The 26411-nt window shown below is 65.7% G+C and carries 17 protein-coding genes and 2 pseudogenes; 12 read left to right on the top strand and 7 right to left on the bottom strand.

The genetic code is table 11. The annotated features are described in order from the left end of the window. The first annotated feature begins 110 nt into the window (after positions 1 to 110). The 5 genes and pseudogenes from G6N54_RS25575 to G6N54_RS25555 all read left to right on the top strand — a co-directional run bounded on the left by G6N54_RS25575 (position 111) and on the right by G6N54_RS25555 (position 6219). Positions 111 to 1541, top strand: coding sequence for an aldehyde dehydrogenase family protein (locus G6N54_RS25575; RefSeq protein WP_197939556.1), 1431 nt, complete (start codon positions 111 to 113; stop codon positions 1539 to 1541). Then, a complete protein-coding gene (locus G6N54_RS25570) occupies positions 1538 to 2659 on the top strand; it encodes an NAD(P)-dependent alcohol dehydrogenase (protein WP_163793154.1) in 1122 nt (373 codons plus the stop codon). The genes G6N54_RS25575 and G6N54_RS25570 overlap by 4 nt, the downstream gene beginning before the upstream one ends. Next, positions 2652 to 4253 (top strand): class I adenylate-forming enzyme family protein, encoded by a 1602-nt coding sequence (locus G6N54_RS25565; RefSeq protein WP_163793152.1) that lies wholly within the window; start codon positions 2652 to 2654, stop codon positions 4251 to 4253. The genes G6N54_RS25570 and G6N54_RS25565 overlap by 8 nt, the downstream gene beginning before the upstream one ends. A 143-nt stretch (positions 4254 to 4396) precedes the next feature. Beyond that, positions 4397 to 5638, top strand: a pseudogene (locus G6N54_RS31425) (cytochrome P450). After that, positions 5638 to 6219, top strand: a complete 582-nt coding sequence (locus tag G6N54_RS25555; protein WP_163793150.1) for a TetR/AcrR family transcriptional regulator — start codon at positions 5638 to 5640, stop codon at positions 6217 to 6219. Before G6N54_RS31425 ends, G6N54_RS25555 begins: the two are co-directional and overlap by 1 nt. 24 nt (positions 6220 to 6243) lie before the next feature. Here the strand turns inward: G6N54_RS25555 and G6N54_RS25550 are convergent. The 3 genes and pseudogenes from G6N54_RS25550 to G6N54_RS25540 form a co-directional block, all read right to left on the bottom strand. After that, positions 6244 to 6960 (bottom strand): annotated as a pseudogene (locus G6N54_RS25550) (siderophore-interacting protein). Between the two features lie 57 nt (positions 6961 to 7017). Then, positions 7018 to 8157: an acyltransferase family protein gene (locus G6N54_RS25545; protein ID WP_163793147.1), complete on the bottom strand. Its 1140-nt coding sequence runs from the start codon at positions 8155 to 8157 to the stop codon at positions 7018 to 7020. Further along, entirely contained in the window at positions 8154 to 9872 is a 1719-nt protein-coding gene (locus G6N54_RS25540; protein WP_163793145.1) for a DEAD/DEAH box helicase, read from the bottom strand. The genes G6N54_RS25545 and G6N54_RS25540 overlap by 4 nt, the downstream gene beginning before the upstream one ends. Before the next feature lie 117 nt (positions 9873 to 9989). Between G6N54_RS25540 and G6N54_RS25535 the strand changes: the two genes are divergently transcribed. Then, positions 9990 to 10574: an LppP/LprE family lipoprotein gene (locus G6N54_RS25535; RefSeq protein WP_170313098.1), complete on the top strand. Its 585-nt coding sequence runs from the start codon at positions 9990 to 9992 to the stop codon at positions 10572 to 10574. A gap of 58 nt (positions 10575 to 10632) precedes the next feature. Next, a complete protein-coding gene (locus tag G6N54_RS25530) occupies positions 10633 to 14034 on the top strand; it encodes a TM0106 family RecB-like putative nuclease (RefSeq protein WP_163793140.1) in 3402 nt (1133 codons plus the stop codon). Between the two features lie 16 nt (positions 14035 to 14050). Here G6N54_RS25530 and G6N54_RS25525 read toward each other — a convergent pair whose 3' ends face one another. After that, positions 14051 to 15877, bottom strand: a complete 1827-nt coding sequence (locus G6N54_RS25525; protein WP_163794965.1) for an MFS transporter — start codon at positions 15875 to 15877, stop codon at positions 14051 to 14053. 318 nt (positions 15878 to 16195) lie between these two features. On the opposite strand from G6N54_RS25525, the gene G6N54_RS25520 reads away from it, so the two are divergent. The 5 genes from G6N54_RS25520 to G6N54_RS25500 all read left to right on the top strand — a co-directional run bounded on the left by G6N54_RS25520 (position 16196) and on the right by G6N54_RS25500 (position 24174). Beyond that, on the top strand, positions 16196 to 16984 hold the full coding sequence (locus G6N54_RS25520; RefSeq protein WP_232072998.1) for a hypothetical protein: 789 nt from the start codon (positions 16196 to 16198) through the stop codon (positions 16982 to 16984). A gap of 191 nt (positions 16985 to 17175) precedes the next feature. Continuing rightward, positions 17176 to 20889, top strand: coding sequence for a multifunctional oxoglutarate decarboxylase/oxoglutarate dehydrogenase thiamine pyrophosphate-binding subunit/dihydrolipoyllysine-residue succinyltransferase subunit (locus G6N54_RS25515; protein ID WP_163793138.1), 3714 nt, complete (start codon positions 17176 to 17178; stop codon positions 20887 to 20889). A 78-nt stretch (positions 20890 to 20967) separates the two neighbouring features. Further along, positions 20968 to 21834 carry an SDR family NAD(P)-dependent oxidoreductase gene (locus tag G6N54_RS25510; RefSeq protein WP_163793136.1) on the top strand — a complete coding sequence of 289 codons (867 nt, stop codon included), beginning with the start codon at positions 20968 to 20970 and terminating at the stop codon, positions 21832 to 21834. Between the two features lie 78 nt (positions 21835 to 21912). Then, positions 21913 to 22746, top strand: coding sequence for an SDR family NAD(P)-dependent oxidoreductase (locus G6N54_RS25505; protein WP_163793134.1), 834 nt, complete (start codon positions 21913 to 21915; stop codon positions 22744 to 22746). A gap of 279 nt (positions 22747 to 23025) precedes the next feature. Then, complete coding sequence (locus G6N54_RS25500) at positions 23026 to 24174, top strand: NAD(P)H-dependent amine dehydrogenase family protein (protein WP_163793131.1); 1149 nt, start codon at positions 23026 to 23028, stop codon at positions 24172 to 24174. Positions 24175 to 24188: 14 nt separating this feature from the next. Here the strand turns inward: G6N54_RS25500 and G6N54_RS25495 are convergent, their stop codons facing one another. The 3 genes from G6N54_RS25495 to G6N54_RS25485 are packed head-to-tail and all read right to left on the bottom strand — an operon-like array spanning position 24189 to position 26400. After that, complete coding sequence (locus G6N54_RS25495) at positions 24189 to 25010, bottom strand: CbbQ/NirQ/NorQ/GpvN family protein (RefSeq protein WP_163794963.1); 822 nt, start codon at positions 25008 to 25010, stop codon at positions 24189 to 24191. Between the two features lie 29 nt (positions 25011 to 25039). Beyond that, positions 25040 to 26059 (bottom strand): nitric oxide reductase activation protein NorD, encoded by a 1020-nt coding sequence (locus tag G6N54_RS25490; RefSeq protein WP_163793129.1) that lies wholly within the window; start codon positions 26057 to 26059, stop codon positions 25040 to 25042. Beyond that, the gene (locus G6N54_RS25485) at positions 26032 to 26400 is read right to left on the bottom strand and encodes a hypothetical protein (protein WP_163793127.1); all 369 of its coding nucleotides are present in this window, start codon (positions 26398 to 26400) and stop codon (positions 26032 to 26034) included. The genes G6N54_RS25490 and G6N54_RS25485 overlap by 28 nt, the downstream gene beginning before the upstream one ends. Between the last annotated feature and the right edge of the window lie 11 nt (positions 26401 to 26411).

Below are 26411 nucleotides of genomic sequence, written 5' to 3'. Positions count from 1 at the left end.
CCCCGACCACACCGGTCGGGGGTCATACGGGTTCTAAGACATAGCGCGCCAACACTACTCGACGAGGAGATTGACTCAACGTGCGCACTACTCCCGATGTCCAGGTGAGCGTGGATTCCGACTTCACGATGACCATCGCTGGAACACGCACTCGAAAAGCAGCTTCAACGCCCGTTCTCAACCCGGCGACACGATCGGTTCTCACCCACGTGCCCAGCGCGGATCCGACGGATGTTGACCGAACAGTTGAAGCCGCGCGACACGCCTTTCCAGGGTGGGCGGCACGGCCGCATACAGAACGCCAAACCGCGCTGGCTGCGATCGCTGACCGACTCGAATGCCACGCCGAAGAGTTCATGGCACTGCTGACAAGTGAGCAGGGCAAGCCACGGGCGATGGCGCAGTGGGAGATTGACGGCTCCATCACCTGGTTTCGGGAAGTAGCACAACAATCGCTACCGGACGAAATCATCGAAGACACCACCGACCGGCTCGTCGTAAGCCGGCACACACCACTTGGAGTGGTAGCAGCGATCGTCCCATGGAACTTCCCTGTACTACTTGCGGTATGGAAGATCGCGCCGGCACTCAATGCGGGCAACACCGTCATCGTCAAGCCGAGCGCGTTCATCCCGTTGTGCGACCTGAAACTGGTCGAGCTCGTTCAAGACATTCTTCCCCCGGGAGTTCTGAGCGCGCTGAGTGGTAACGACGAGCTGGGCCGGTGGCTGACTGAGCACCCCGACATCGCCAAAGTCGCGTTCACCGGCAGCACCGAAACCGGCAAGCATGTAATGCGATCGGCGGCAGGAACCCTCAAGCGAATCACTTTGGAGCTGGGCGGCAACGATCCGGCGATCGTCCTCGATGATGTCGATCTAATAACGTTGGCGCCCAATCTATTCTGGGCGGCCTTTCAGAACAACGGCCAGTTTTGCAACGCCGCCAAGCGGCTGTACGTGCACGACCGGGTCTACGACCGGGTGCGTGACGCCCTGACCGAATACGCACGAACGATCGTCGTTGGCAACGGCGCCGACCCCACCACCGACCTCGGTCCTGTCCAAAATGAGCTGCAATATCGCAAGGTTGCGGAGTACTTTGACGATTGCAGCGCGCACGGCTACGACTTCGCGCTTGGGGGCACCATCGATCGCGATGCGCCTGGCTGGTTCGTCCCCATCACCCTCGTCGACAACCCCCCGGAGAACTCTCGTCTGGTGGCCGAGGAACCGTTTGGTCCAATTGTTCCCTTGCTGCGCTGGTCCGATGACGATGACGTCATTGCCCGCGCCAACGACACACCGTGGGGATTAGGGGCGTCGGTCTGGGGCACCGATGTACAGCGACTTCAGAACATCGCGCGCCGCCTCGAGGCCGGCACCGTGTGGATCAACGAAGTTCATCAATATTCCCCGCACCAAGTCTTCGCCGGTCACAAACAATCCGGAATCGGCGCCGAGAACTCGCTGCACGGGCTTGCCGAATACACCAACCACCAAACCATCACCCTCAAGAAAACGGCGGGACTCACCGGATGAAAACCACAGCGGCAGTGCTGCGTTCAGCATCCTCGCCACTGCGTTTGGAAGAGCTCGACATCGGACCTCTACGTCCCGATGAGCTGGTTGTACGCAAGGTCAGCTCGGGCATCTGTCACACCGATCTGGGCGTAATCGCCTCGGCCGCAGCGGATGAACCCCCAATCGTCCTCGGACACGAGGGAGCTGGCATCGTGACGCAGGTGGGCAGCGCAGTGACCACGATCGCCCCAGGAGATCACGTGGTGCTGTCCTACAATTTCTGCGGTCGCTGCGACAATTGCACCGCCGGGCTGCCCATGCATTGCCGCCATTTCATGGGCCTGAACTTCACCGGAGCCCGCGGCGACGGAACGACGCCCCTGAACGACGACGCCGGCCCAGTACTTGGCGCATTCTTCGGGCAATCGTCGTGGTCTACCTTCGCGGTGGCGACCCAACGCTGCTGTGTGAAGGTAGGTCCCGAGCTCCCACTGGCTCTGCTGGGCCCGCTGGGTTGCGGGATCCAAACGGGCGCCGGTGCGGTCTTGAACACGCTTAAGCCCGCCCCCGGCTCGTCAATTGCGGTATTTGGTGTCGGCTCGGTCGGACTTGCCGCCGTGCTCGCTGCCGTCGCCGCCGGTTGCTCACCGATCATCGTGGTCGACATCGACGACTCGGCACTGTCGAAGGCCCGCCAACTCGGAGCAACCCACATCGTCAACTCATCATCGAGCGACCCCGTCGGCCTCATACGTGACCTGACTGGTGGTCGAGGCGTCCAGTACACCGTCGACTGCATCGCCCTCCCGGTCGTTGCACGCGCGGCAATCGAATCGCTACAGGCACCGGGGACCTGCGCGAGCGTCGGATTTCAGGGCCCATCCAACAACATCACCGTCAACCAAGGTCATCTGTTGTTCGGGCGCACGGTAATCGGGGTGATCGAGGGCGACGCCGTCGCAGCCATGCTCATTCCACGGCTGCTAAAGATGTACCGGGAAGGCCGCTTCCCCTTCGATCGGATTATCGACACGTTCGCCTTCGCCGACATCAACGAGGCAATCGCCGCGGTGCGTCGGGGCGCCACGACCAAGGCGGTATTGACCTACTCGCCCAACGACGGCAGCGATGCCTGAGGCCGTGGTCGGCGCTTCACCTTCGATCGGCCCCGGCGAGATATTTCCCTGCGCCGCAAGCCGAGACGCCGACGGCTTGGCCCTGATCACTGACACGGTGCGGCTGACCTACGGCGACTTAGAGCGCTTGTCACGGAATTTCGCGGTGGCACTGCAGCGTCGCGGCATCGCCACCGGTGACGTTGTTTCGTTGTTCGGCCAGAACGCATGGCAATGGATGGTGGCCTATCACGGGGCCCTGCGCGCCGGCGCAGTCGTCAACCCGATCAACGTCATGCTCACTGCTCCAGAGCTTGCCCATGTGCTCGGCGACTGCCGTTCGCGCGCGCTCATCATCGGTGCCGAACGCAGCGCGACCGCCTACGCCGCGCTGGCGACGACACCGGACGTCGCGCTCGTTGCGGAATACGGCGGCGCCCAGGACGAAGCGACGGAGTTCGACGAGCTGCTCGCCGATGGCGCGAGACACCCTATGACGATGGTGGATGCGCGGCCAAATGACCTGTGCGCCATCGTCTATACGTCCGGGACCACGGGTCATCCCAAAGGGGCGATGCAATCGCATCAGGCCGTACTCTTGAACTGTGCGCTGACCGCGACGATGCACACCCGCTCGCGGTCAGACATCGTCGTGACCGCATTGCCCGTAGCGCATGTGTACGGCAACGTGGCAATCAACAGCACCTTTCTGGCCGGCGGCACGGTCGTACTGATGGAGCGATTCGATGCCGACAGGACGCTCTATCTGATCGCCGCCGAGCGCGCCACGATGTTCGAAGGCGTTCCTACGATGTACTCGAAACTGCTGGCCGCGGAATCGCTCGATACCGCGGATCTGCGCTCGTTGCGAATGTGCACCGTTGGCGGACAGGCATTCTCAGCAAAGCAGGCAGAGGACTGGCGCCGTCGCAGCGCTGTGCCTCTCATAGAGCTCTGGGGGATGACCGAACTCGCCGGACTGGGCGCCACGCACAGTCCGCTGTGCCCCTCCATCCCCGGATCTATCGGTGTATCGCTGCCCGGGATCGACGTTCGCATCGCCGCACTCGACGGCTCGTGCACCGAAGTGCCACCCGGCCAACTCGGAGAACTCCAGGTGCGTGGGCCCATCGTGATGAGCGGATACCACGGGAACCCCGAGACGACGCGCGAGGCACTCGACACTGACGGCTGGCTCGGCACAGGCGACATCGGCTATCGGGACGCAGCCGGACGCCTGTTCGTTGTAGACCGAATCAAACACATGATCATCACGTCGGGTTACAACGTGTATCCGGCCGAAATCGAACGCGTCATCTCCGCCCACCCCGACGTCGCCCTCGTAGGAGTCGCCGGTCGACCCGATGCGATACGAGGGGAAATCGCCGTCGCTTATGTAGTGGCCCGGACTCGTAGACAACCCACCGCTGAATCCATCATGGAGTTCTGCCGTGACCGTCTTGCCGCCTGCAAGCGGCCCCGTGCCGTCGAATTCGTCACCGACCTACCGATGACATCCTCGGGCAAAATAATGCGCCGCCGATTAACCCAGGCGAGACCGGCCACCCACCAAATTCGAGGCGATCGCAAGACTGCTGGGGAACAAGCTGTTTAACTGGGCTGATGCCCACGCTTCGGCATTCGGCCCATGCTTGGCTGGCCCTACCAAGCTCAGGTTTCCGGAACTACCTCCACATACTGATCAGCTGAATCACCGGTGTAGTTGACATCTGATCGTAACTGTCGTACTAATGAGACATGACTGTGGTTATGTCTCACAACGCACCGGTCATCTTCGAGCTCGCCAATGCCGACACCTGGCCGAATCCATGGCCGATGTACCGCGCGCTGCGCGACCACGATCCGGTGCACCACGTCGTTCCCGCGAAACACCCGACCAGGATTACTACGTGCTGTCCCGGCACGCCGATGTGTGGTCGGCGGCGCGCGACCACGAGACGTTCTCCTCCGCGCAGGGCCTCACGGTCAACTATGGCGACCTGGAAATGATTGGACTGCAAGATAACCCGCCGTTCGTCATGCAAGATCCGCCCGTGCACACCGAGTTTCGCAAGCTGGTGTCGCGCGGGTTCACACCCCGGCAGGTCGAGGCCGTGGAACCGAAGGTTCGCCAGTTCGTCGTCGAGCGCATCAAGGCGTTGCGCGCCCGCGGCGGTGGCGACATCGTCGCGGAGCTGTTCAAGCCGCTGCCGTCGATGGTCGTCGCGCATTACCTCGGTGTGCCCGAGGAGGATTGGGCCTAGTTCGATGGCTGGACCCAGGCGATCGTCGCGGCCAACACCGCCGACGGTGGCGTCGCGGGCGCGCTGGAAACCGTCGGCGACGCGGTCGGATCGATGATGGCCTACTTCACCCGGCTGATCGAGCGTCGCCGGACCGAGCCGGAGGACGACACCATCTCCCACCTGGTCGCTGCGGGAGTCGGCGCCGACGGCGACATCTCCGGAACCCTGCCGATCCTGGCGTTCACCTTCACGATGGTCACCGGCGGCAACGACACCGTGACCGGCATGCTCGGCGGTTCGATGCCGCTGCTACACCAACGGCCCGACCAACGAGAGTTGTTGGTGCACAAACCACAAATGATCGGTGACGCGGTCGAGGAGCTGCTGCGGCTGACCTCGCCGGCCCAAGGTTTGGCGCGCACCGTTACCCGCGACGTGACGATCGTCGACACCACGATCCCGGCCGGTCGTCGCGTGCTGCTGCTGTACGGATCGGCCAACCGCGACGAACGTCAATACGGGCCGGACGCCGGCGAACTCGACGTGACCCGCTGCCCCGCGCAACATCCTGACCTTCAGCCACGGCGCGCACCATTGCCTGGGTGCGGCGGCGGCCAGGATGCAATCCCGGGTCGCGCTGACCGAACTGCTGTCCCGCTGCCCGGATTTCGACGTCGACGAGAATTCGGTCGTCTGGGCGGGCGGCAGCTACGTGCGACGTCCGGTGTCGGTGCCGATCACCGTGAGGTCCTGATGGCCGGTACCGACTGGCTTGCCTCGAGCCGCAGCGAAGCCGCGGTAGATCGCATCCTCGACGCTGCCGAGCAGCTCTACACCGCGCGTGATTCCGACTCGATCGGCATGAACGAAATCGCCAGGGCCGCAGGCTGTTCCCGTGCGACGCTGTACCGGTACTTCGAGAATCGGGAGGCGCTGCGAACCGCGTACATCCACCGCGAGACGCACCGCCTGGGCCGCGACATCATCGCGCGCACCGGCGGAATCGAAGACCCTCGCGAAAAGCTGATCGTCAGCATCCTCGTCACGCTGCAGATGGTGCGCGAGAGCCCGGCACTGGCGTCGTGGTTCGCCACCACGCGCCCGCCGGTCGGTGGTGAGTTGGCCGGCCAGTCCGACGTGATCGCGGCCTTGGCAGCGGCGTTCCTGCATTCGCTGGGACCCGACGATCCCGCCGCCATCGAACGCCGCGCCCGCTGGGCGGTCCGGGTGATCGTCTCGTTGCTGACCTACCCGGGCCGCGACGAAAGCGAAGAGCGGGCGATGATCGAGGAATTTGTCGTCCCGATCATCGCCCCGGCAAGCGCCCGCCGCTAGCTGGCAGCCATTCCCTCCCTGTGGCTAGGCCACCCAATAGGCTTGCGCCTTAATGGATTTGCGTGGGATACCGAAGTCCTCCCGTAATGCCTTGGCGATCGAGCGGGTGGTGCGGTTGTCGCAGGCCACCCAGCCGAAGTGGTCGCCGGCGTCGAAAGCCGCCTACCGCACCACCTCCAGCAATCCCTGACCGGCGTTCTTGCGATCCACCCAGGTGACGTCGGGGCCGACCACTACCGGCAGGTCCTTGTCGTCCTCGTAGCCGGCCTCCAAGAACACCTGCGCCGGGGCGTCGCCGATCGAGGCCAGCAGCGAGTTGATGGCCGGTAGCGAGGCGCTATCGCCGACGATGACGTACCCGGCCGGCGCCGGCTCGGGAATGGCGAACCGGCTGCCCAGCACCGTCGCCTCGATGGTGTCGCCGGGTTGCGCCGCGCGCGCCCACTGCGAGGCGATGCCGTCGTGCAACGCGAACTCGACGCTCACCGTGTCGGCGTCCGGGTCGGGGTCGACCAGCGTGTAGCCGCGCTGGTGCGTCTTGTCGCCGTCGACGAACCACACCCGGATCCACATCGTCGGATGCACCGCGTGGGCGGCGAGCATGCCGCCGGCGTCGAAGTTGAGCTGCAGGTAGTGCGGGCCGATCTCGCGCCGGCCGGTGACCGTGAGCCGGTAGTCCCCGGCACCCATCAGCTTGAGCACCGTGCCCGCCCAGCCCCGCGATGCCTTCTGTTCGCTCATCGGCGTCTCCCAACCTCGAAGTTAGGTTAGGGTAACCTGCATAAAGTCGATTGTCACTCAGCTCGGAACGCGGGTGAATCGGTGCAGCAGCCAAGCCAGCGGGATCGTCACCACCAGCGTCGCGACGAACAGATACAACATCGGCCCGGTGTAGACGTGGGCCCGCACGATGTAGACCATCGTGTATTCCATCGTCACCAGGTGGATCAGGAAGATCTGGTAGGAGATCTCGCCGAGCCAGACCATCGGGCGGCTAGCCAGCAGCTGTGAATACCAACCGTGGCCGTCCAGGGCCAGCGGGGCCACCGCCAGGGTGGCGATCACGGTGTAGAAGACCGTCTTGACCACCGCCTCGGAAATCGCCGCCGGCGAGGTCGTGGGTGCGCCGCCGATCGGGGTGGCGACGATGAAGTAGCAGATCACCGCCAGCGGTATGGCCGCGAAGGCGTAGCAACGCACGCCCATCGCCTGCAGCACGGCCAGCAGCATGCCACCCAGAAACCAGGCCAGGTAGGTCGGCAGCCACAGCCGGGCGCCGTCGGGGAACCAGTGATCGATACGCACCAGGACCACCCAGGCCGGGCTGATCAAGGACAGCGCCAGCAGCGTGCCCACCAGCAATCTCGGCCGCCAATGCCGGCGGCAGATGACCACCAGCAGCAGGTACGCCAAAAACGGCAGCAGCACGTAGAAGGACGCCTCGACCGCCAGGCTCCACATCTGCGTGAGGCCCTGGTGCAGATACTTGCCGAGGTAGCCGTCGGTGTAGATCTGCGTCAATGTGAGATTGCGGATCAATCCGTGCCAGGAATGCCCGGGGTTCGGTCCCGCATCGCGGAAGTGATACAGCACATAGGCGAACAGCACGGTGATCACGTAGGCCGGCATGATGCGCCGAACCCGATGTCGCGCATAGCGACTCACCGACGGTGCCGACCCTCCACTGACAGCGGATTTCACCCAGGGACGAAACAACAGAAAACCGGACAGCACGAAGAAGATCGGCACCCCGATCTCCATCCGGGCACCGGCCAGACCCCAATAGCCGTGTGTGTACTTGCCGGTGGTGTAGGCGGCGTGGGTGCCAACGACCAGGATCGCCGCGACCGCGCGGACACCCGTCAGGGAGGCGACCCGGTCGACGTGCGAGACCTGCTCGAGTCCGCCTTGGGCGTCCCGTTCGTCGGACAGGGTCATCCAGCGTCTTTTCTGCGCCGCTTGGGCCCACCATGACCGGGCTTCTCAGCGGACTTGCCGGACGAGCGGTCCGGCTTGAGGTCGATCAGCACACCCGAGATACGAGTTTTCTCAAGCCTTTTCAGCGTCGAAGCGGACAGCTTCGCGGGCAGCTCCACTAACGAGAAGTCGGGCCCGATCGCGATGTGGCCGAAATCGCTACGATGCAGGCCGCCCTCGTTGGCGATGGCTCCGACGATCGCGCCCGGGCCGATCTTGTGACGCTTGCCGACGGCGATCCGATAGGTCTGGAATGACCGTATGCCCCTTGACTTTTCGGGGCGCTCCCGACGGTCGCCGTCACGTTCGGGCCGCTCACGACGCTGGCGTGGCGGTTCGGGCGACATCAGGAACTCTTCACCGTCGCGCGACTGCACCGCCAACGCCGCGGCGATGTCGGCCATCGGAACATCGTGCTCGCGTTCGTAGTCCTGCACCAGCTTGCGGAACAGCTCGATGCCCGGGTTGCCGAGCGAGCCGGTGATGGAGTCGGCGAATTTCGCCACCCGCTGCGCGTTGACGTCTTCCACGGTCGGCAGTTCCGCCTCGGTCAGACTTTGCCGCGTCGCTTTCTCAATTGCCTTGAGCAGATGGCGCTCCCGCGGCGAGACGAACAGCAGCGCGGTGCCCGAACGGCCGGCCCGGCCGGTGCGCCCAATGCGGTGGACGTAGGACTCGGTGTCGTGCGGGATGTCGTAGTTGAGCACATGCGAGATGCGTTCCACGTCCAGGCCCCGGGCCGCCACGTCGGTGGCGACCAGGATGTCGATGCTGCCATCCTTGAGCGCGGCGACGGTGCGCTCGCGCTGGGCCTGCGCGATATCGCCGTTGATAGCGGCCGCGGAAAAACCTCGGGCGCGCAGCTTTTCGGCGACCTCCTCGGTGGCCTGCTTGGTGCGCACGAATACGATCATCGCCTCGAACGGCTCGACTTCCAGCACCCGAGTCAGCGCGTCCATCTTGCGCGGCCCGGCGACCTGAATGAAGCGCTGCGAAATGTTCTCGGCGGTCGCGGTTTTCGCTTTAGAGGTGACTTCGAACGGGTCGTGCAGATATTTGGCGGTGATCTTGCGGATCGCCGGTGGCATGGTCGCCGAGAACAGGGCCACCTGCTTGTACTCCGGTGTCTCGGACAGGATGCGGTCGACTTCCTCGGCGAAGCCCATGGTCAACATCTCGTCGGCCTCGTCGAGCACCAGGTAGTCCACCCGGGAGAGATCGAGCGTCCCGCGTTCGAGGTGGTCGATGACGCGACCGGGCGTGCCGACCACCACCTGTGCGCCGCGCCGCAGCCCTGCCAGCTGTACGCCGTAGGACGCTCCGCCGTAGATCGGCAGCACATTGAGCTGTGGCAGGTGAGCCCCGTATCGGCTGAACGCCTCGGCCACCTGCAGGGCCAGTTCGCGGGTGGGCGCCAGGACGAGGGCCTGGGTCGCCTTGTTGGTGACGTCGATTTTCGACAGGATCGGCGTGGCAAAAGCCGCCGTCTTACCCGTGCCGGTTTGCGCCAGGCCGACCACGTCCGACCCCGCCATCAGCGCCGGAATCGTCGCAGCCTGGATTCCCGTCGGCGACTCGTAGCCGACGTCGGCAAGGGCCCGCACCACATCGGGATGAATCTGCAGGTCAGCAAACGAAGTAGCGGCCGCTGCCGGCGGGCCGTCGGGGACTGTCATCGTCTGAGAAGTTTAGTGGTGACCGCGAGACCAGCGCAGCTGGGCGCGGCGGGTCGCCACCTTCGGGCACAGTGGCACGGCATGCCTGCTACGCAAGCGAGCGGGCTGCCGGTACGGTTGCGCGATGTGTGGTGCCTACCGTGCCGTGTCGATGCACTGACCGTCGGCGTCCTGCTCGCCGCAACGTTGACCGGCTGCGGTTCGGGAGATTCCACGGTCGCGAAGACGCCGCAGCCCACCACGGCGACCGCGTCGATCACCGCACCCGCCACGCCTCAGCCGACCGAGATCGCGTCGCCCGGTCCCAGCACGCCGGCCGACCCGTGCGCGGTCAATCTGGCCTCGCCCACGATCGCGAAAGTGGTCTCCGACTTGCCCCGCGATCCGCGCAGCCAACAGGCGTGGAACCCGGAGCCGTTGGCCGGTAACTACAACCAGTGCGCGCCGCTTTCGGCGGTGATCATCAAGGCCAACACCAACGCGGTCAATGCGACCACCCGGGCGGTGCTGTTTCATCTCGGCCAGTTCATCCCGCAGGGCGTGCCGGACACCTACGGGTTCAACGGCATCGATGCGGCGCAAACCACCGGTGACACGGTGGCGTTGACCTACCCCAGCGGCATCAACGGCCTGAACACCAATGTGAAGTTTCATTGGAACGGCAACACCGTCGAGCTGATCGGCAACGGCCCCGCGCACTGAACCGGCACACCTTCGCAGAACCGCCGCGGTGTCGGCCGCCTCACCTACAGTGGCTGCTGTGTTCGTCACCGACGACAGCATCGTGTACAGCGCGTCGGACCTGGCCGCGGCCGCCCGATGCGAATACGCCCTACTCCGGAATTTCGACGCGAAGCTGGGCTGGGGTCCGGTCGTCGACGTCGAGGACGAGCTACTGGCGCGCACCGCGACCCTCGGGGACGCCCATGAGCGACGCGAACTCGACCGGCTGCGCGACGAGTTCGGCGACGGCGTCGCCGTGATCGGCCGTCCGGCCTACACGCTGGCCGGCCTGACCGCCGCCAGCGAGGCCACCCGGCGCGCGATCGCCAACCACGCTCCGGTGGTGTATCAGGCCGCGATGTTCGACGGCCGCTTCGTCGGCTTCGCCGACTTCCTGGTGGCCGACGGTGAGCGGTATCGGCTGGTCGACACCAAGCTGGCCCGCTCCCCCAAGGTCACCGCGTTGCTGCAGCTGGCGGCGTATGCCGACGCGCTGACCGGGATGGGCGTGTCCGTCGAGGAGGAGGCCGAGCTGAGGCTGGGCGACGGCTCGGTGATGCGGTATCGCGTCTGCGATCTGATCCCCGTCTTTGTATCCCAGCGTGCCCTGTTGCAACGGCTGCTCGACGAGCACCACGCCGCCGGCAGTCCGGTGCGCTGGGAGGATGGAGGCGTGCGGGCGTGTTTTCGGTGTCCGTTGTGTGTCGAGCAGGTGCAGGCCGGCGACGATCTGCTGTTGGTGGCCGGCATGCGAATCAGCCAGCGCGACAAGCTGATCGACGCCGGGATCGCCACCGTCGCCGACCTGGCCGAACATGACGGCCCGGTACCCGACCTGGCACCCAGCGCGGTAGCCAAGCTGACGACCCAGGCGAAACTGCAAGTACGGCAACGTGATACCGGCATTGCACAGTTCGAGGTCGTCGACCCCAAGCCGCTGGCGCTGTTGCCCGAGCCCGACCCCGGCGATCTGTTCTTCGACTTCGAGGGCGATCCGCTGTGGACCGCCGACGGCCACGACTGGGGCCTGGAGTACCTATTCGGCGTCTTGGACGCGGCGGGGAAATTCAGCCCACTGTGGGCGCACAACCGGGTCGACGAGCGCAAGGCCCTGATCGATTTCCTGGCGATGGTGAAGAAGCGCCGCAAGCGCCGGCCCAACATGCACATCTACCACTACGCCCCGTACGAGAAGACCGCCCTGCTGCGGCTTGCCGGGCGCTACGGCGTGGGCGAGGACGAGGTCGACGACCTATTGCGCAGCGGGACACTGGTCGACCTGTACCCGTTGGTGCGCAAGAGCATGCAGTCTGGCGCCGAGTCGTTCAGCCTTAAAGCCCTGGAGCCGCTGTACATGGGAAACCAACTGCGATCGGGAGACGTCACCACAGCCGCGGATTCGATCACCTCCTACGCCAAGTCCTGTGAACTGCGCGACGCCGGCCGCACCGGCGAAGCCGAAACAGTGCTCAAGGAGATCGAGGACTACAACCACTACGACTGCCGGTCGACGCAGGAGCTGCGCAACTGGTTGTTGGTGCGCGCCTGGGAATCGGGCGTCACACCGATCGGCGCCCAACCGGTGTCGGGCGGCAACACCGTCGAGGACCACGACGAGTTGGCGGCGATGCTGTCGGCGTTCACCGGGGACGCCGCCGTCGGGGAACGGACGCCGGAGCAGATCGCCGTCGCGCTGGTCGGCGCGGCGCGTGGCTACCACCGTCGCGAGGACAAGCCGTTCTGGTGGGCGCATTTCGACCGGCTGAACTTCCCGGTCGACGAATGGGCGGACAGCGCCGACGTGTTCGTCGCCGAGGAGGCGTCGGTCAGCGTGGACTGGCACACGCCGCCGCGGGCCCGCAAGCCGCAGCGCCGCGTGACGCTGCGCGGTGAACTCGCCCGCGGCGACCTGATGAGCGACGTCTTCGCGCTGTACGAGGCGCCGGCTCCGCCGAGCATGAGCGACAATCCCGACCTCCGGGCGGCCGGACGCGCCACAGTCGTCGAGGTCGACGATCCGGCGGTGCCCACCGAAGTCGTCATCCTCGAACGAATAGGCCGCGACGGCAACGCCTTTCACCAACTCCCCTTCGCCCTGACGCCCGGGCCGCCGCTGCCCACCACCGCGCTGCGCGAGTCGATCGAATCCACCGCCATCGCGGTGGCCGCGGGGCTGCCCCAGTTACCGCGCACCGCGATGATCGACGTCCTGCTGCGCCGCCCGCCCCGCACCAGAAGCGCCGCGTTGCCCCGCGGCGCCGACACCATCGCCGATATCACCGCGGCGGCACTGGATCTCGAGTCGTCGTACCTGGCGGTGCACGGCCCGCCGGGAACCGGAAAGACGTTCACCGCCGCGGCGGTAATCGCCCGCCTGGTCACCGAACACGGCTGGCGCGTCGGTGTGGTTGCGCAGTCGCACGCGACGGTGGAAAACCTGCTCGACGCCGTGATCGATACGGGGCTGGAGCCGAGCCGGGTCGCGAAGAAGAAGTACGATCACCACGCCCCGCGCTGGCAGGAGATCGACGGCAGCGAGTACGCGGCATTCATCTCGGCCACCAACGGATGCGTGATCGGTGGCACGGCTTGGGATTTCGCCAACGCCAATCGGGTTCCGCCGGGCAGCCTGGATCTGCTCGTCATCGACGAGGCGGGCCAGTTCTGCCTGGCCAACACAATCGCCGTGGCAGCGGCGGCCAGCAACCTGCTGCTGCTCGGAGACCCCCAGCAGCTGCCGCAAGTCAGCCAGGGCACGCATCCCGAGCCCGTCGACACGTCCGCCCTCGATTGGCTGGTCGACGGTCAGCGCACACTGCCCGATGAGCGCGGCTACTTCCTGGACCTGTCCTACCGGATGCATCCGGCGGTCTGCGCCGCGGTCTCCGAGCTGTCGTATGAAGGCAGACTGCATTCGGTCACCGAGCGCACCGCCGCGCGCATCCTCGTCGGCTGCCGGCCCGGTGTGAGTGTGCTTTCTGTTCACCACCAAGGCAATTCGATCGAAAGCCCCGAAGAGGCCGCCGCGATCGTCGTTGAGATGCGGCGGCTACTCGGTTCGGCGTGGACCGACGAGCACGGCACCCGGGGGTTGGCCGCCTCCGACGTGCTGGTGCTGGCGCCATACAACGCTCAGGTGTTGCTGGTGCGCCAGCGGCTGACGGCGGCGGGTCTGGATGGGGTGCGGGTCGGAACCGTCGACAAGTTCCAGGGCGGGCAGGCGCCGGTGGTCTTCATCTCAATGACCGCATCGTCGGTCGACGAAGTGCCGCGTGGAATCTCGTTCCTGCTCAACAGGAATCGGCTCAACGTCGCGGTCAGCCGGGCGCAGTACGCGGCGGTGATCGTGCGTTCGGAGCTGCTGACCGAGTACCTGCCCACCACGCCGGCCGGCCTGCTGGAATTGGGTGGCTTCTTGGCGTTGACGGCGCACTCCTGAGGGTGTGCGGTCGGGCCTAGCGGCCGGAAGAATGCCGGCCTCGTGCGTCGTCGTCCGGGTCGGGATCGTAGCGCTGGCCTGGCGCCGCCCTGGTGGAGCCGTTCACGCCCCGGCCCGGCGACGGCGCGCTGCGATCGCTGCGGGTGGCCGGGCCCTGCCAGTGCGCCGGCAACTCGACGACAGGCCGGAAGCGTGTTTCTCGATTGGCGTGCGATCCGTTGTGCGCGAAGCCAATCGGCTCGGGTCGCGAGGGCGGGTCGTCGCGTCGGCGGCGGCACGGCTCGACGGGATCGCTGTAGTGCACCTCGGCCGGTGCGATCGCGTCGGGCGCCACACCGCCGTCCTCGCGCCGCAGGATGACTTCGACGTAGTCGTCATCGTCGACCCAATCGTCGTAGTCGGACGGGCCACCACCGATGCCCGCCCGCGACATCGTCGATGACGCGAAGCCGACCAGGAACAGCGCCGCGCAGATCCCGAACAGCGTGATGAACGCGGGCAACAGCACCGACTGTGACATCGCGGCCGAAAACGGCTCGCGCACGAATTCGGGCAATTGCAACGGGATTGCGCCATCCCCCGCGTCGTGATCGGAGACGTCGGGCGGCATCTCGGCGCCGATGCGCCAGGTCATGAACGCGGCCGTCGCGGCACTGCCGAGCACCGCCCCGAGCTGGCGGACCGAGTTGTAGACCGCCGATCCGGTGCCGGCCAGCTGCGGCGCCAGATTCCGGGTGGCGGTAGCCGTCAGCGGCGACCACACGAAAGCCATCCCGACGCCAACCGCGGTGAACGGCAGCCCCAACCGCCAGATCGGCGTGTCCGGCGACATCTCGAACGACAGCCACGTCAGCGCGATCGCCAGCACCGAAAAGCCGAACCCGAGCACCGGACGCGGGTGGTACCGGTCGACGATCCGGCCGACGAACGGCGCGAGCACACCGTTGGCGATCGCCATCGGCGCGATCACCCACGCCGAGCGGGTCGGCGACAACCCGCACACCAGCTGCGTATAGAAGGTCACCGGCAACATCAACGCGGTCGCCGCGAAGGAGGTGATGCCCACCCCGACGCTGCACAGGCTGAAATCACGGTCGGCGAAGACTTCCAGCGGGATCAGCGGCTCCCGGGTGTTCACCGATTGCCAGTGCGCGGACTGGCCCTGCTGCAGACCGAACACGACCAGGAACATGCCCGCCCCGGACAGGGCGACGCCGACCAGATCGAACCGGTGCGCCTGGATGGGCAGCTCCGGAACCAGCCACATCGCCAGCGCCAGCCCGGCGAGGCCGATCGGGACGTTGACGAAGAAGATCCACTCCCAACCCAGCCCGTCCACCAGCACGCCACCGGCCAACGGACCCACCAGGCTGGCGACGCCGGCGGTGGCGCCCCACACGCTGACCGCCACCCCGCGCCGGTGCGGCGGGAAGATCCGGGTGATCGTCGACAGGGTCTGCGGGGTGAGCACCCCGGCGCCCACCCCCTGCACGACCCGCGCGGTGATCAGCATGCCGGCGCTGCCGGCCAGTCCGCACCACATCGAGGCGACGGTGAACACCACCAGACCGATCACGTAGAGGTTCTTCGAACCGAACCGGTCACCGAGGCGACCGGCCACCAGCAACACCACCGCATACCCGAGCAGGTAGGCACTCGTCACCCAGACCACGGCGTCGTAACCGATATGCAGGTCGGCCATGATGGTCGGGTTGGCGATCGCGACGATGGTCGAGTCGACCATGATCATGAAGAACCCGATGATCATCGCCCAGAGCGCGTGCCACGGGTTTCCCCTTCTCAGCGGCCCGGATGGGCCCAGGAACTTGCGGTCGGCGGCCATATCGGCACGACTCGGCCCCGCGCGCCGGGTCCCCCCGGCCGACCCGGACGTGGCCCCGCGAGCGGCCCCGGTCATGCACTCACCTCGCTTCAACGCCCGACGACCGGCTTACCGCCATGAGCAGCTGTGACATCGCCCGTACGCGGCGATTCCCCCACCGCAGCCGACAAACGACCCGAGCAATGTCCAGCCTGCATTATCCCGCGTCTGCAGATCGCCCGCCGCCCGCAGTCGGATTGACGCGCGCGCATATTGGCTGGCCCCGCGGTCAGCAAACTCGCGTTAGCCTGAAGGGACGCCATTGGCAGGAGAGACACTATGAGCGCGCGACGCAATAGGTCAGGGCTGAGGTCCCTGAAGCGACCCGAGCAGCTGCCCGAGAACGTGCCGTCCGGCCGCTCCGGTCGCCCGAAGGCCTCGACGCGCGCATTGGCGCAGGTCATCGAGCGCAGTTCGCGGGTTCAGGGCCCGGCCGCGGAGGCACTGGTGGCCCGGCTGCGGCGGACTAATCCCGGCGCGAGCCCCGCCGAGATCGTGACGATGCTGGAAAACCGCTACCTGGCCGCGTTGATGGCCAGCGGTGCCGCGGTCGGTTCGGCGGCGACCTTTCCCGGGATCGGGACATTGGCGGCGCTGTCGGCGGGCGCCGGCGAAACGGTTTTCTTCCTGGAGGCGACGGCGATCTTCGTGCTTTCGATCGCCCAGGTCCACGGCATCCCCGCCGACCACCACGAGCGGCGGCGCGCGCTGGTGCTGGCCGTCCTGGTCGGCGACGACAGCAAGCGCGCCATCGGCGAGCTGATCGGCCCGGGGCGCACCAACGGTGGCTGGCTCGCCGAGGGCATGGCCTCGCTGCCGCTGTCCAGCCTGGGGCGGCTCAACACCCGAATGCTCAAATACTTCGTCAAGCGGTACGCGCTGCGACGCGGCGCGTTGATGTTCGGCAAGATGCTGCCCGTCGGCATCGGCGCCGTGGTTGGTGGCGGCGGCAATCGCCTCGTCGGCAAGAAGATCGTCAACAATGCCCGCCAGGCGTTCGGAGCCCCGCCGACGCGCTGGCCGAACCCCCTGCATGTGTTGCCGTCGGTGCGCGAGGTGAGCCAGTAGCCGTCCGCCCCTCGGTTCCCAGGTCTCGCTGGCGAATCACCGGCGAAGGGTTAGCCTTTATGAGGCGGAAACGTAGTGGTCCGCCACGGGTGTGAGGTACCTCGTCAACCGAGGTGCGCAGAGTTGCAGACGCTGGGCCGATAGTCGCTCACAGCGCCTGCAGGACAGAAGAATTGAGGCGAACAGCGGCCGTGAGCAACAGCAGTTCACCATTCGGCCAGAACGAATGGCTGGTCGAGGAGATGTACCGCAAATTCCGCGACGACCCCTCGTCAGTGGATCCGAGCTGGCACGAGTTCCTGGTGGACTACAACCCCGAGGACACCTCCCCGGCCCCCGCCGCCCAGCAGCCCGCCCCGGGCCCCAAGCCCGTCGTCGTCGCCGAACCGCCGGCCGCCGCGCCCGCTCAGCCCGCCAGCACCGCTCCGGCCGGCAACGGCTCGGTCACCGCGCCGCCCGCCGCGGCTGCTCCCGCCGGCCCGAAGGCCCCCACGCCCCCACCGGCCGAGGGCGACGAGGTGCAGGTCCTGCGCGGCGCCGCCGCGGCCGTCGTCAAGAACATGTCCGCATCACTGGACGTGCCGACGGCGACCAGTGTCCGTGCCGTCCCGGCGAAGCTGATGATCGACAACCGGATCGTCATCAACAACCAGCTCAAACGCACCCGCGGTGGCAAGATCTCGTTCACCCACCTGCTGGGCTACGCGCTGGTGCAGGCGGTCAAGAAGTTCCCGAACATGAACCGGCACTACGCCGAGGTCGACGGCAAGCCCACCGCGGTCACCCCCGCCCACACCAATCTCGGTCTGGCCATCGACCTGCAGGGTAAGGATGGCAAGCGCTCGCTGGTGGTAGCCGGCATCAAGGGCTGCGAGGCCATGCGGTTCGCGGAGTTCGTCTCGGCCTATGAGGACATCGTGCGCCGCGCCCGCGACGGCAAGCTGACCGCCGAAGACTTTGCCGGAGTGACGATTTCGCTGACCAACCCGGGCACCATCGGCACCGTGCACTCGGTGCCGCGGTTGATGGCCGGCCAGGGTGCCATCATCGGTGTGGGCGCGATGGAATACCCCGCCGAGTTCCAGGGCGCCAGTGAGGAGCGCATCGCCGAGCTCGGCATCGGCAAGCTGATTACCCTGACCTCGACCTACGACCATCGCATCATCCAGGGTGCGGAGTCCGGCGACTTCCTGCGCACCATCCACGAGATGCTGCTGTCGGACGACTTCTGGGACGAGATCTTCCGTGAGCTGGGCAACCCGTACCTGCCGGTGCGCTGGAGCACCGACAACCCCGACTCGATCGTCGACAAGAACGCCCGGGTGATGGAATTGATTGCGGCCTACCGCAACCGCGGGCATCTGATGGCCGACATCGACCCGCTGCGTCTGGACACCAGCCGGTTCCGCAGCCACCCCGACCTGGAAATCCTCAACCACGGGCTAACGCTGTGGGACCTGGATCGGGTGTTCAAGGTCAACGGCTTTGCCGGCTGCGAGTACAAGAAGCTGCGCGACGTTCTCGGCCTGCTGCGCGACGCTTACTGCCGCCACATCGGTGTCGAGTACACCCACATCCTCGAGCCCGAGCAACAGAAATGGCTGGAAGAGCGGGTCGAGACCAAGCATGTCAAGCCGACCGTCGGCGAACAGAAATACATCCTGAGCAAGCTCAACGCCGCCGAGGCATTCGAGACCTTCCTGCAGACGAAATACGTTGGGCAGAAACGTTTCTCGCTAGAAGGTGCCGAAAGTCAAATCCCGTTGATGGATGCGGTGCTCGACCAGTCCGCCGAGCACGGCCTTGACGAAGTGGTAATCGGGATGCCGCACCGGGGCCGGCTCAACGTGCTGGCCAACATCGTGGGCAAGCCCTACTCGCAGATCTTCAGTGAGTTCGAGGGCAACCTGAATCCGTCACAGGCGCACGGCTCCGGCGACGTCAAGTACCACCTCGGCTCCACCGGCGTGTATCTACAGATGTTCGGCGACAACGACATTCAGGTCTCGCTGACCGCCAACCCGTCGCACCTGGAAGCGGTCGACCCGGTGCTGGAGGGTCTGGTTCGGGCCAAGCAGGACCTGCTGGAACTGGGGCACGTCGAGGGCGAAGAAGACCGGGCATTCTCGGTGATGCCGCTGATGTTGCACGGAGACGCCGCGTTCGCCGGCCAAGGCGTGGTTGCCGAGACGCTGAACCTGGCGCTACTGCCCGGCTATCGCGTCGGCGGCACCATCCACGTCATCGTCAACAACCAGATCGGCTTCACCACCGCACCGGAGTTCTCCCGATCCAGCGAGTACTGCACCGACGTCGCCAAGATGATCGGGGCACCGATCTTCCACGTCAACGGCGACGACCCGGAAGCCTGCGTCTGGGTGGCGCGGCTGGCCGTGGACTTCCGGCAAAGGTTCCACAAGGACGTCGTCATCGACATGCTCTGCTACCGCCGTCGCGGGCACAACGAGGGTGACGATCCGTCGATGACCAACCCCTACATGTACGACGTCGTCGACACCAAGCGTGGCGCCCGCAAGAGCTACACCGAAGCCCTGATCGGCCGCGGTGACATCTCGATGAAGGAAGCCGAGGACGCGCTGCGCGACTACCAGGGCCAGTTGGAGCAGGTGTTCAACGAGGTCCGCGAGGTGGAAAAGCACGGCGCGCTGCCCAGCGAGTCCGTCGAATCCCTGCAGCCCGTTCCCGCGGGCCTGGCCACCGCCGTCGACAAATCGCTGCTGGCCCGCATCGGCGACGCATTCCTGGCCGCCCCGGAAGGGTTCGCGGTGCACCCGCGTGTGGCGCCGGTGCTCGAAAAGCGCCGGGAGATGGCCTACGAAGGCAAGATCGACTGGGCCTTCGGTGAGCTGCTGGCGCTGGGAGCCTTGGTCGCCGAGGGAAAGCTGATCCGGCTGTCCGGGCAGGACACCCGCCGCGGCACCTTCTCCCAGCGGCATTCGGTGATCATCGATCGCCACACCTGCCAGGAGTTCACGCCCCTTCAGCTGCTGGCGACCAACAAGGACGGCACCCCGACCGGGGGCAAGTTCCTGGTCTACGACTCACCGCTGTCCGAGTACGCGGCCGTGGGTTTCGAGTACGGCTACACGGTGGGCAACCCCGACGCACTTGTGTTGTGGGAGGGCCAGTTCGGCGACTTCGTCAACGGCGCGCAGTCGATCATCGACGAGTTCATCAGCTCGGGCGAGGCCAAGTGGGGCCAGCTGTCCAACGTGGTGCTGCTGCTGCCGCACGGCCACGAGGGCCAGGGCCCGGACCACACCTCCGGCCGCATCGAGCGCTTCCTGCAGCTGTGGGCGGAGGGATCGATGACGATTGCGATGCCGTCGACCCCGTCCAACTACTTCCACCTGCTGCGCCGGCACGCGCTGGACGGAATTCAGCGCCCGCTGATCGTATTCACGCCGAAGTCGATGCTGCGCAACAAGGCCGCGGTCAGCGACATCCGGGACTTCACCGAGCTCAAGTTCCGCTCGGTGCTGGAGGAACCGACCTACGAAGAGGGCATCGGCGATCGCAGCACGGTCCGCAGAATCCTGCTGACCAGCGGCAAGATCTACTACGAGCTGGTGGCCCGCAAGGCAAAGGACAGCCGCGACGACGTCGCGATCGTGCGGATCGAGCAGTTGGCACCGTTCCCGAGGCGACGCCTCGCCGAGACCCTGGACCGCTACCCGAATGCCAACGAGTACTTCTGGGTGCAGGAAGAGCCGGCTAATCAGGGGGCGTGGCCGCGCTTCGGTCTGGAGCTGCCCGAGCTGCTGCCGGAGAAACTGACCGGAATCAAGCGCATCTCGCGCCGGGCGATGTCGGCGCCGTCGTCGGGTTCGTCCAAGGTGCACGCGGTCGAGCAACAGGAGATACTCGACACCGCGTTCGGCTGAGATTCATCACGTACCGACTGGGCTTCGGCGGATACCGGTTAACCTCGACGCATGGGGCGGACTTAGGAAAGGGTCTACATGCAGAAGTTCGCCGGCAAGGTCGCGGTCGTCACCGGCGCGGGTTCGGGCATCGGTCAGGCGCTGGCCCTCGAGCTCGGTCTTGCGGGTGCCAGCCTCGCGATCAGTGACGTCAACACCGAGGGACTGGCACAGACCGAGGAACAGCTGAAGGCCATCGGGGCGCCGGTCAAGGCGGACCGGCTCGACGTCACCGAGCGGGAGGCCTTCCTGGCCTACGCCGACGAGGTCAACGAGCACTTCGGCAAGGTCAACCAGATCTACAACAACGCCGGGCTCACCCACATCGGCACCCTCGAGGTCAGCGACTTCAAGGACATCGAACGGGTGATGGATGTCGACTTCTGGGGAGTTGTCAACGGCACCAAGGCCTTTCTCCCCCACGTGATCGCGTCCGGCGACGGCCACGTCGTCAACATCTCCAGTGTGCTCGGGGTGATGGCGCTGCCGGGCCAGGTTGCCTACGTCTCGGCCAAATTCGCCGTCCGCGGGTTCACCGAGGCGCTGCGCCAGGAGATGGCGGTGGCCGGCCACCAGGTCGGGGTGACCGTGGTCCACCCGGGTGGCGTCAAAACCTCGTTCGGCACCAACGCCGAGATCGCCGACGGCATGGGACTCGACCAGGACGAGGTGCTCGCTAACTTCGACCAGCAGGTGGCCAAGACGACACCGCAACAGGCCGCCCGCATCATCCTGGCGGCGGTGGACAAGAACAAGGCCCGGGTGCTGATCGGCGCTGACGCGAAGTCCGCGGATCTGCTGGTGCGGGTGGCCGGTACGCGATACCACGAGGTGCTATTCGGCGGGCCGGGCCTGCTCGGCCGGTTGGTGACGTTCGGGCGCCGCCTGCTGGCGCGCCGAAGCTGACGCTCGGCACCCCGACACTATCCCGGACCGCTGGTACCGGTAATCTCGAGGCAAATGTGGACACGAGGGAGGGTGCACATGCAGGGGTTCGCCGGCAAGATCGCGGTGGTCACGGGCGCTGGTTCGGGTATCGGTCAGGCGCTGGCCGTCGAGCTGGGCCGCTCGGGTGCCAGCCTGGCGATCAGTGACGTCAACACCGAGGGACTGGCGCAGACCGAGGAGCAGCTCAAGGCGATCGGCGCGCCGGTCAAGACCGACCGGCTCGACGTGAGTGAGCGCGAGGCCTTCCTGGCCTACGCCGACGCGGTCAACGACCATTTCGGCAAGGTGAACCAGATCTACAACAACGCCGGTATCGCCTTCACCGGCGATATCGAGGTCAGCCAGTTCAAGGACATCGAACGGGTGATGGACGTCGACTTCTGGGGAGTTGTCAACGGCACCAAGGCTTTTCTTCCGCACCTGATCGCGTCCGGCGACGGCCACGTCGTCAACATCTCCAGCGTGTTCGGGTTGTTCTCGGTGCCCAGCCAGGCCGCGTACAACGCGGCCAAGTTCGCGGTGCGGGGCTTCACCGAGGCGCTGCGCCAGGAGATGTGGGTAGCCGGGCATCCGGTGAAGGTCACCACGGTGCACCCGGGCGGCATCAAGACCGGGATCGCGCGCAACGCCACCGCCGCCGAAGGACTCGACGCCGCCGAACTGGCCAAGGTGTTCGACAAGCGGATGGCCAGCACCAGCCCGGAGAAAGCCGCGAAGATCATCTTGGAGGGCGTTCGCAAGAACAAGGCCCGGGTACTGGTCGGCACCGACGCCAAGGTCCTCGATGCTCTGGTGCGGCTGACCGGCCCGGGCTATCAGCGGCTGTTCGGACCCGTCACTCACCGGTTCCTGCCAAGCGGCAAGCGCTAGATCGTCAAAACTCCGTGGCGGATCGCCACGCTATTGCAGGGATTGCGCAGCGCTCGATGAGATGCGGTGCGCTTCTCTCCCCGCGGCAGTTACTACGCCGCTCCGACTGTGCACGTCGAGGCGAAACCGCGCTCGGTGTCCGATCGACAAGATCCCGGGCACCGCGCAGCTCAACCACCGAGACACTAGAGAAACAGTGTTGCTCTTGAGAGAGGAACACTGTTTCTCTAGTGTCCGGATTCAGGTTCACGCAGGTCTGGGCGCATCAAGGAGGAAGCGATGTCGAAATACCGAGTAATCCAGTGGGCACCCGGTTTGGTGGGCAAGCAGACCCTGAAGGGGATCATCGATCACCCAGAATTGGAGCTTGTCGGGCTCTGGGTGCACAACCCCGCGAAGGCTGGCATCGATGCGGGCGAGTTCTGCGGGTACGGCGAGACCGGGATCGTGGCGTCGGCCGACGCGGATGCGGTGCTCGCCCTCGACGCGGACTGTGTCGCATATCTCGCGACCGACCTACGGCGGACACCGGCGGACCTCGTCACCGATATCGGGCGGATGCTGCGGTCCGGGAAAAACGTTGTGGGCGTGCAGGCCTCAATGAATTACCCCGCCGTGTACGGCGCGGAACTCGTGGGTGCGATCGAGGATGCCTGTCGCGAGGGCGGCGTCTCGTACTACCCGACCGGCATCAATGCGAACGGCAGCCAGACGGTGTTGGCTTCGCTCGCAAGTATGTGTCAGCGCATCGAGTCGACCTACATCTGCGAGATGTACAACTTCGAGACATACGAGGACCCCGAGGTCTTCGGGTACTTCGGGTATGGGCTGACTCCGGAACAGGCCCAATCGCATGATCTGCGACCGTTGTTCGAGTACCTGTTCGGACCGGCACTGCACATGACGGCCAACTGGTTCGGCGTCGAGCTCGACGAGGTCCGTTGGGACCAGGAGGTGGCGCTAGCCAAGCGCGCGGTGCAGGCGCCCCTGTTCAACCTCGAGGCGGGCACGGTCTCCGCGATCCGCTTCAGCCTCGCCGGTTGCGTGAATGGACGGCCGCGGGTAACCCAGGCCGGCTGCTACTGGCTCGGTGAGTACCCGCGGCAGTGGGAGCCTCCGCCAGGCGAGGGCGGCTACCGGATCGCGATCGAGGGCGAGCCTGATATGCGTATCCAGTGGGCTACCCGAACAAGCAACGAATCGTTCCGTGGCCCGCTCGCAAAGCCGCGGGGTCCCGAAGATTTGGCGATCATGGGCGGCTTGATGGCGACCGCAGCGCGCGCGGTCAACTCCATCCCCGCGCTATGCCGGGCAGAGCCCGGGATCGTCACCCTGTGCGACCAGTCGCCGATGCTACCGCCGGTCAACTGGATGACCGGTAGCACTGACGACTCGACTACCACCGCTGCCGTCGGCGCACAGGCGTAGCGGCACAAAGCCTTTCATTGCGGCGCGTGGGCATCGATCAGCGTCACCAGTCCGTTGCGCAACTGAATGTCGTCGGTCAATGGGCCCGCGATCGCCGAGATCGCGGCCTCCTTGAACGACATGCCTTCGGCGACGAGCATCGCCGCCGCGATCAGCGTTCGGGTCGATGCGACCTCGCGCAGCCCGGCATCGTCGACACGTCGAATCGCCGAAGCCAGCCTGATGAGTGATTCTGCAACCACACCGTCGACTCCCGACTCCCGGCATAGCACCTCCAGCTCGACATCGGCTGGGGGAAAGTCGAGTTCGATGGCGACCATCCGCTGCCGTGTCGAGGATTTCAGGTCCTTGAGTACGCTCTGATATCCCGGGTTGTAGCTGACGACGAGCAGAAACCCGCTGGCGGCCGTCAGTCGCTCGCCACCTAGCCGCTCGATATTGAGTTCGCGGCGATGGTCGGCAAGTGAATGGATCACCACCGTGGCATCCTGACGCGCCTCGACGATCTCGTCGAGATAGCAGATGCCGCCTTCCCTGACGGCGCGGGTCAACGGGCCGTCGACCCATTCGGTCGAACCGTCGGTGAGCACATAGCGCCCAACGAGATCCGAGGCGGTCATGTCCTCGTGACAGGAGACGGTGTAGAGGGGCACGTCGGCGCTGGCAGCGATGTACTCGACGAGGCGTGTCTTGCCGCAGCCCGTGGGGCCCTTGAGCATTACGGGAAGTCCGCGTCGCATCGCGGCGCCAAACAGATCCACTTCGTTCCCGACTTGCCGGTAGAACGGAATTCGAGAAATCTCCCGTTGGCCGTTGGTTCCAGTTGTCCTGCTCATGATGTCGTCTGTCACGAAACAACCCCCTTCTATGGTTTCGTATTGTTGATAGACCGCTGCGTCGCGCCCGCGATGCGGAGAGCGGATCGAAACAGTGGGCGCACAGAACCTGAGAGCTCCGATGGATGCTTGAGGCGGCGGTGTGGGACGTCACCCCATACCCTCTCGATGACACCGATGTCCGTTGTGGATGCGATGGATAGGCATACACATCCGATGCCGCGAGTCACAGCCTCGCTCAAGGCTTTCCGGCTGTCTTGCTCGGCATAGGCTGTGGTGTAATCATTCTCGTACGGTAGGCCGTCTCCAATGATTACCAAGAGCTTCCGCGATGTTCCGCCGCGAGTATCCAGGATGTGCCTCGCGTGCCGGATTCCAGCGCCGAGTCTGGTAAAGCCCGCCGGAGACAGCGAGGACAAACGTCGTTGCGCGGCAATGTCGTAACGATCGTTGAACTCCTTGACACGAATGAACCGAACGGACTTGCGACCTTGGGACAAGAATCCGAATGTGGCGACGCGACCGCCCAAGTCGTCCAGCGCCGCCGTCAGCCGCGCTGCCAGAGTGCGTTGCTGGTCGAACACCCGACGGCCCATGCTGGACTCTCCGGTGGAGCCCGTCGCATCCAGTAGCACCAGCACACTCAGGTCGTGCGCGGTTCGCCGTCTGGATTCGTAGACGCGCGTGTCCGGGCCGCCACCCGCGGCCCGGCGCACCACCGCGTCGACAACCGCGTTCAGGTCCAGAATGTCGCCGTGCTCTTGTCTGCGATGGCGTTGATGCGACAAGCCGACGCGGGCGAGTTCACGGCGCAGTATTCGGTCGCAAGCCGACGGTAGTGGGTTCGGTTCTCCTGACGCGTTCGGAGGGTCGAACTCGGCGACGGTACACCAGTCAATCCGGTAGCGCCCTCGTGCGAAATCCCATTCCGGATAACGAAACCCGATGAGCGATGCGGATGTATCCGCGGTGGAGCCAACGTCTACGGCAGGTCCCGAACTCTGCTGCGAAGAGCCTGTTCCTAGTGCCACCACCAGCCGCCCGCCCACGCCGCCGCCGTCGGTGCCTGGTGCGCGGCCCATCCCGAAAACCGCTCGAGCTTTGACGATAACGGGCTCCTAAGCGGTGCGGAAAACAGCTCGAGGATCCGGCTGCGGTCGGATTCCTGTTCGTCGTCGATGTCCGGCAGCGCGTCTTCGGCGAGGGCGGCCGACAAGTCTTGTGCCGCCGAGCTCGCGCTGTCGCCCGGACCGGACGCGTGAAGCATCCTGATGGGTTTGATGGTGCCGAGCCACTCGGGTGGATCTGGCAGTCGACGCCGCGCTTGGCGGGACCAGGTCAGCGACTCGAACGGGCAACTCGGTATCGGTCCGTCGTATATCGCGGTCATTCGGTTCGAGA

Origin of the sequence: Mycobacterium stomatepiae (assembly GCF_010731715.1) — a bacterium.
In the GTDB taxonomy this organism is placed as follows: domain Bacteria; phylum Actinomycetota; class Actinomycetes; order Mycobacteriales; family Mycobacteriaceae; genus Mycobacterium; species Mycobacterium stomatepiae.
This window is presented reverse-complemented; position numbering and strand designations above follow the sequence as displayed.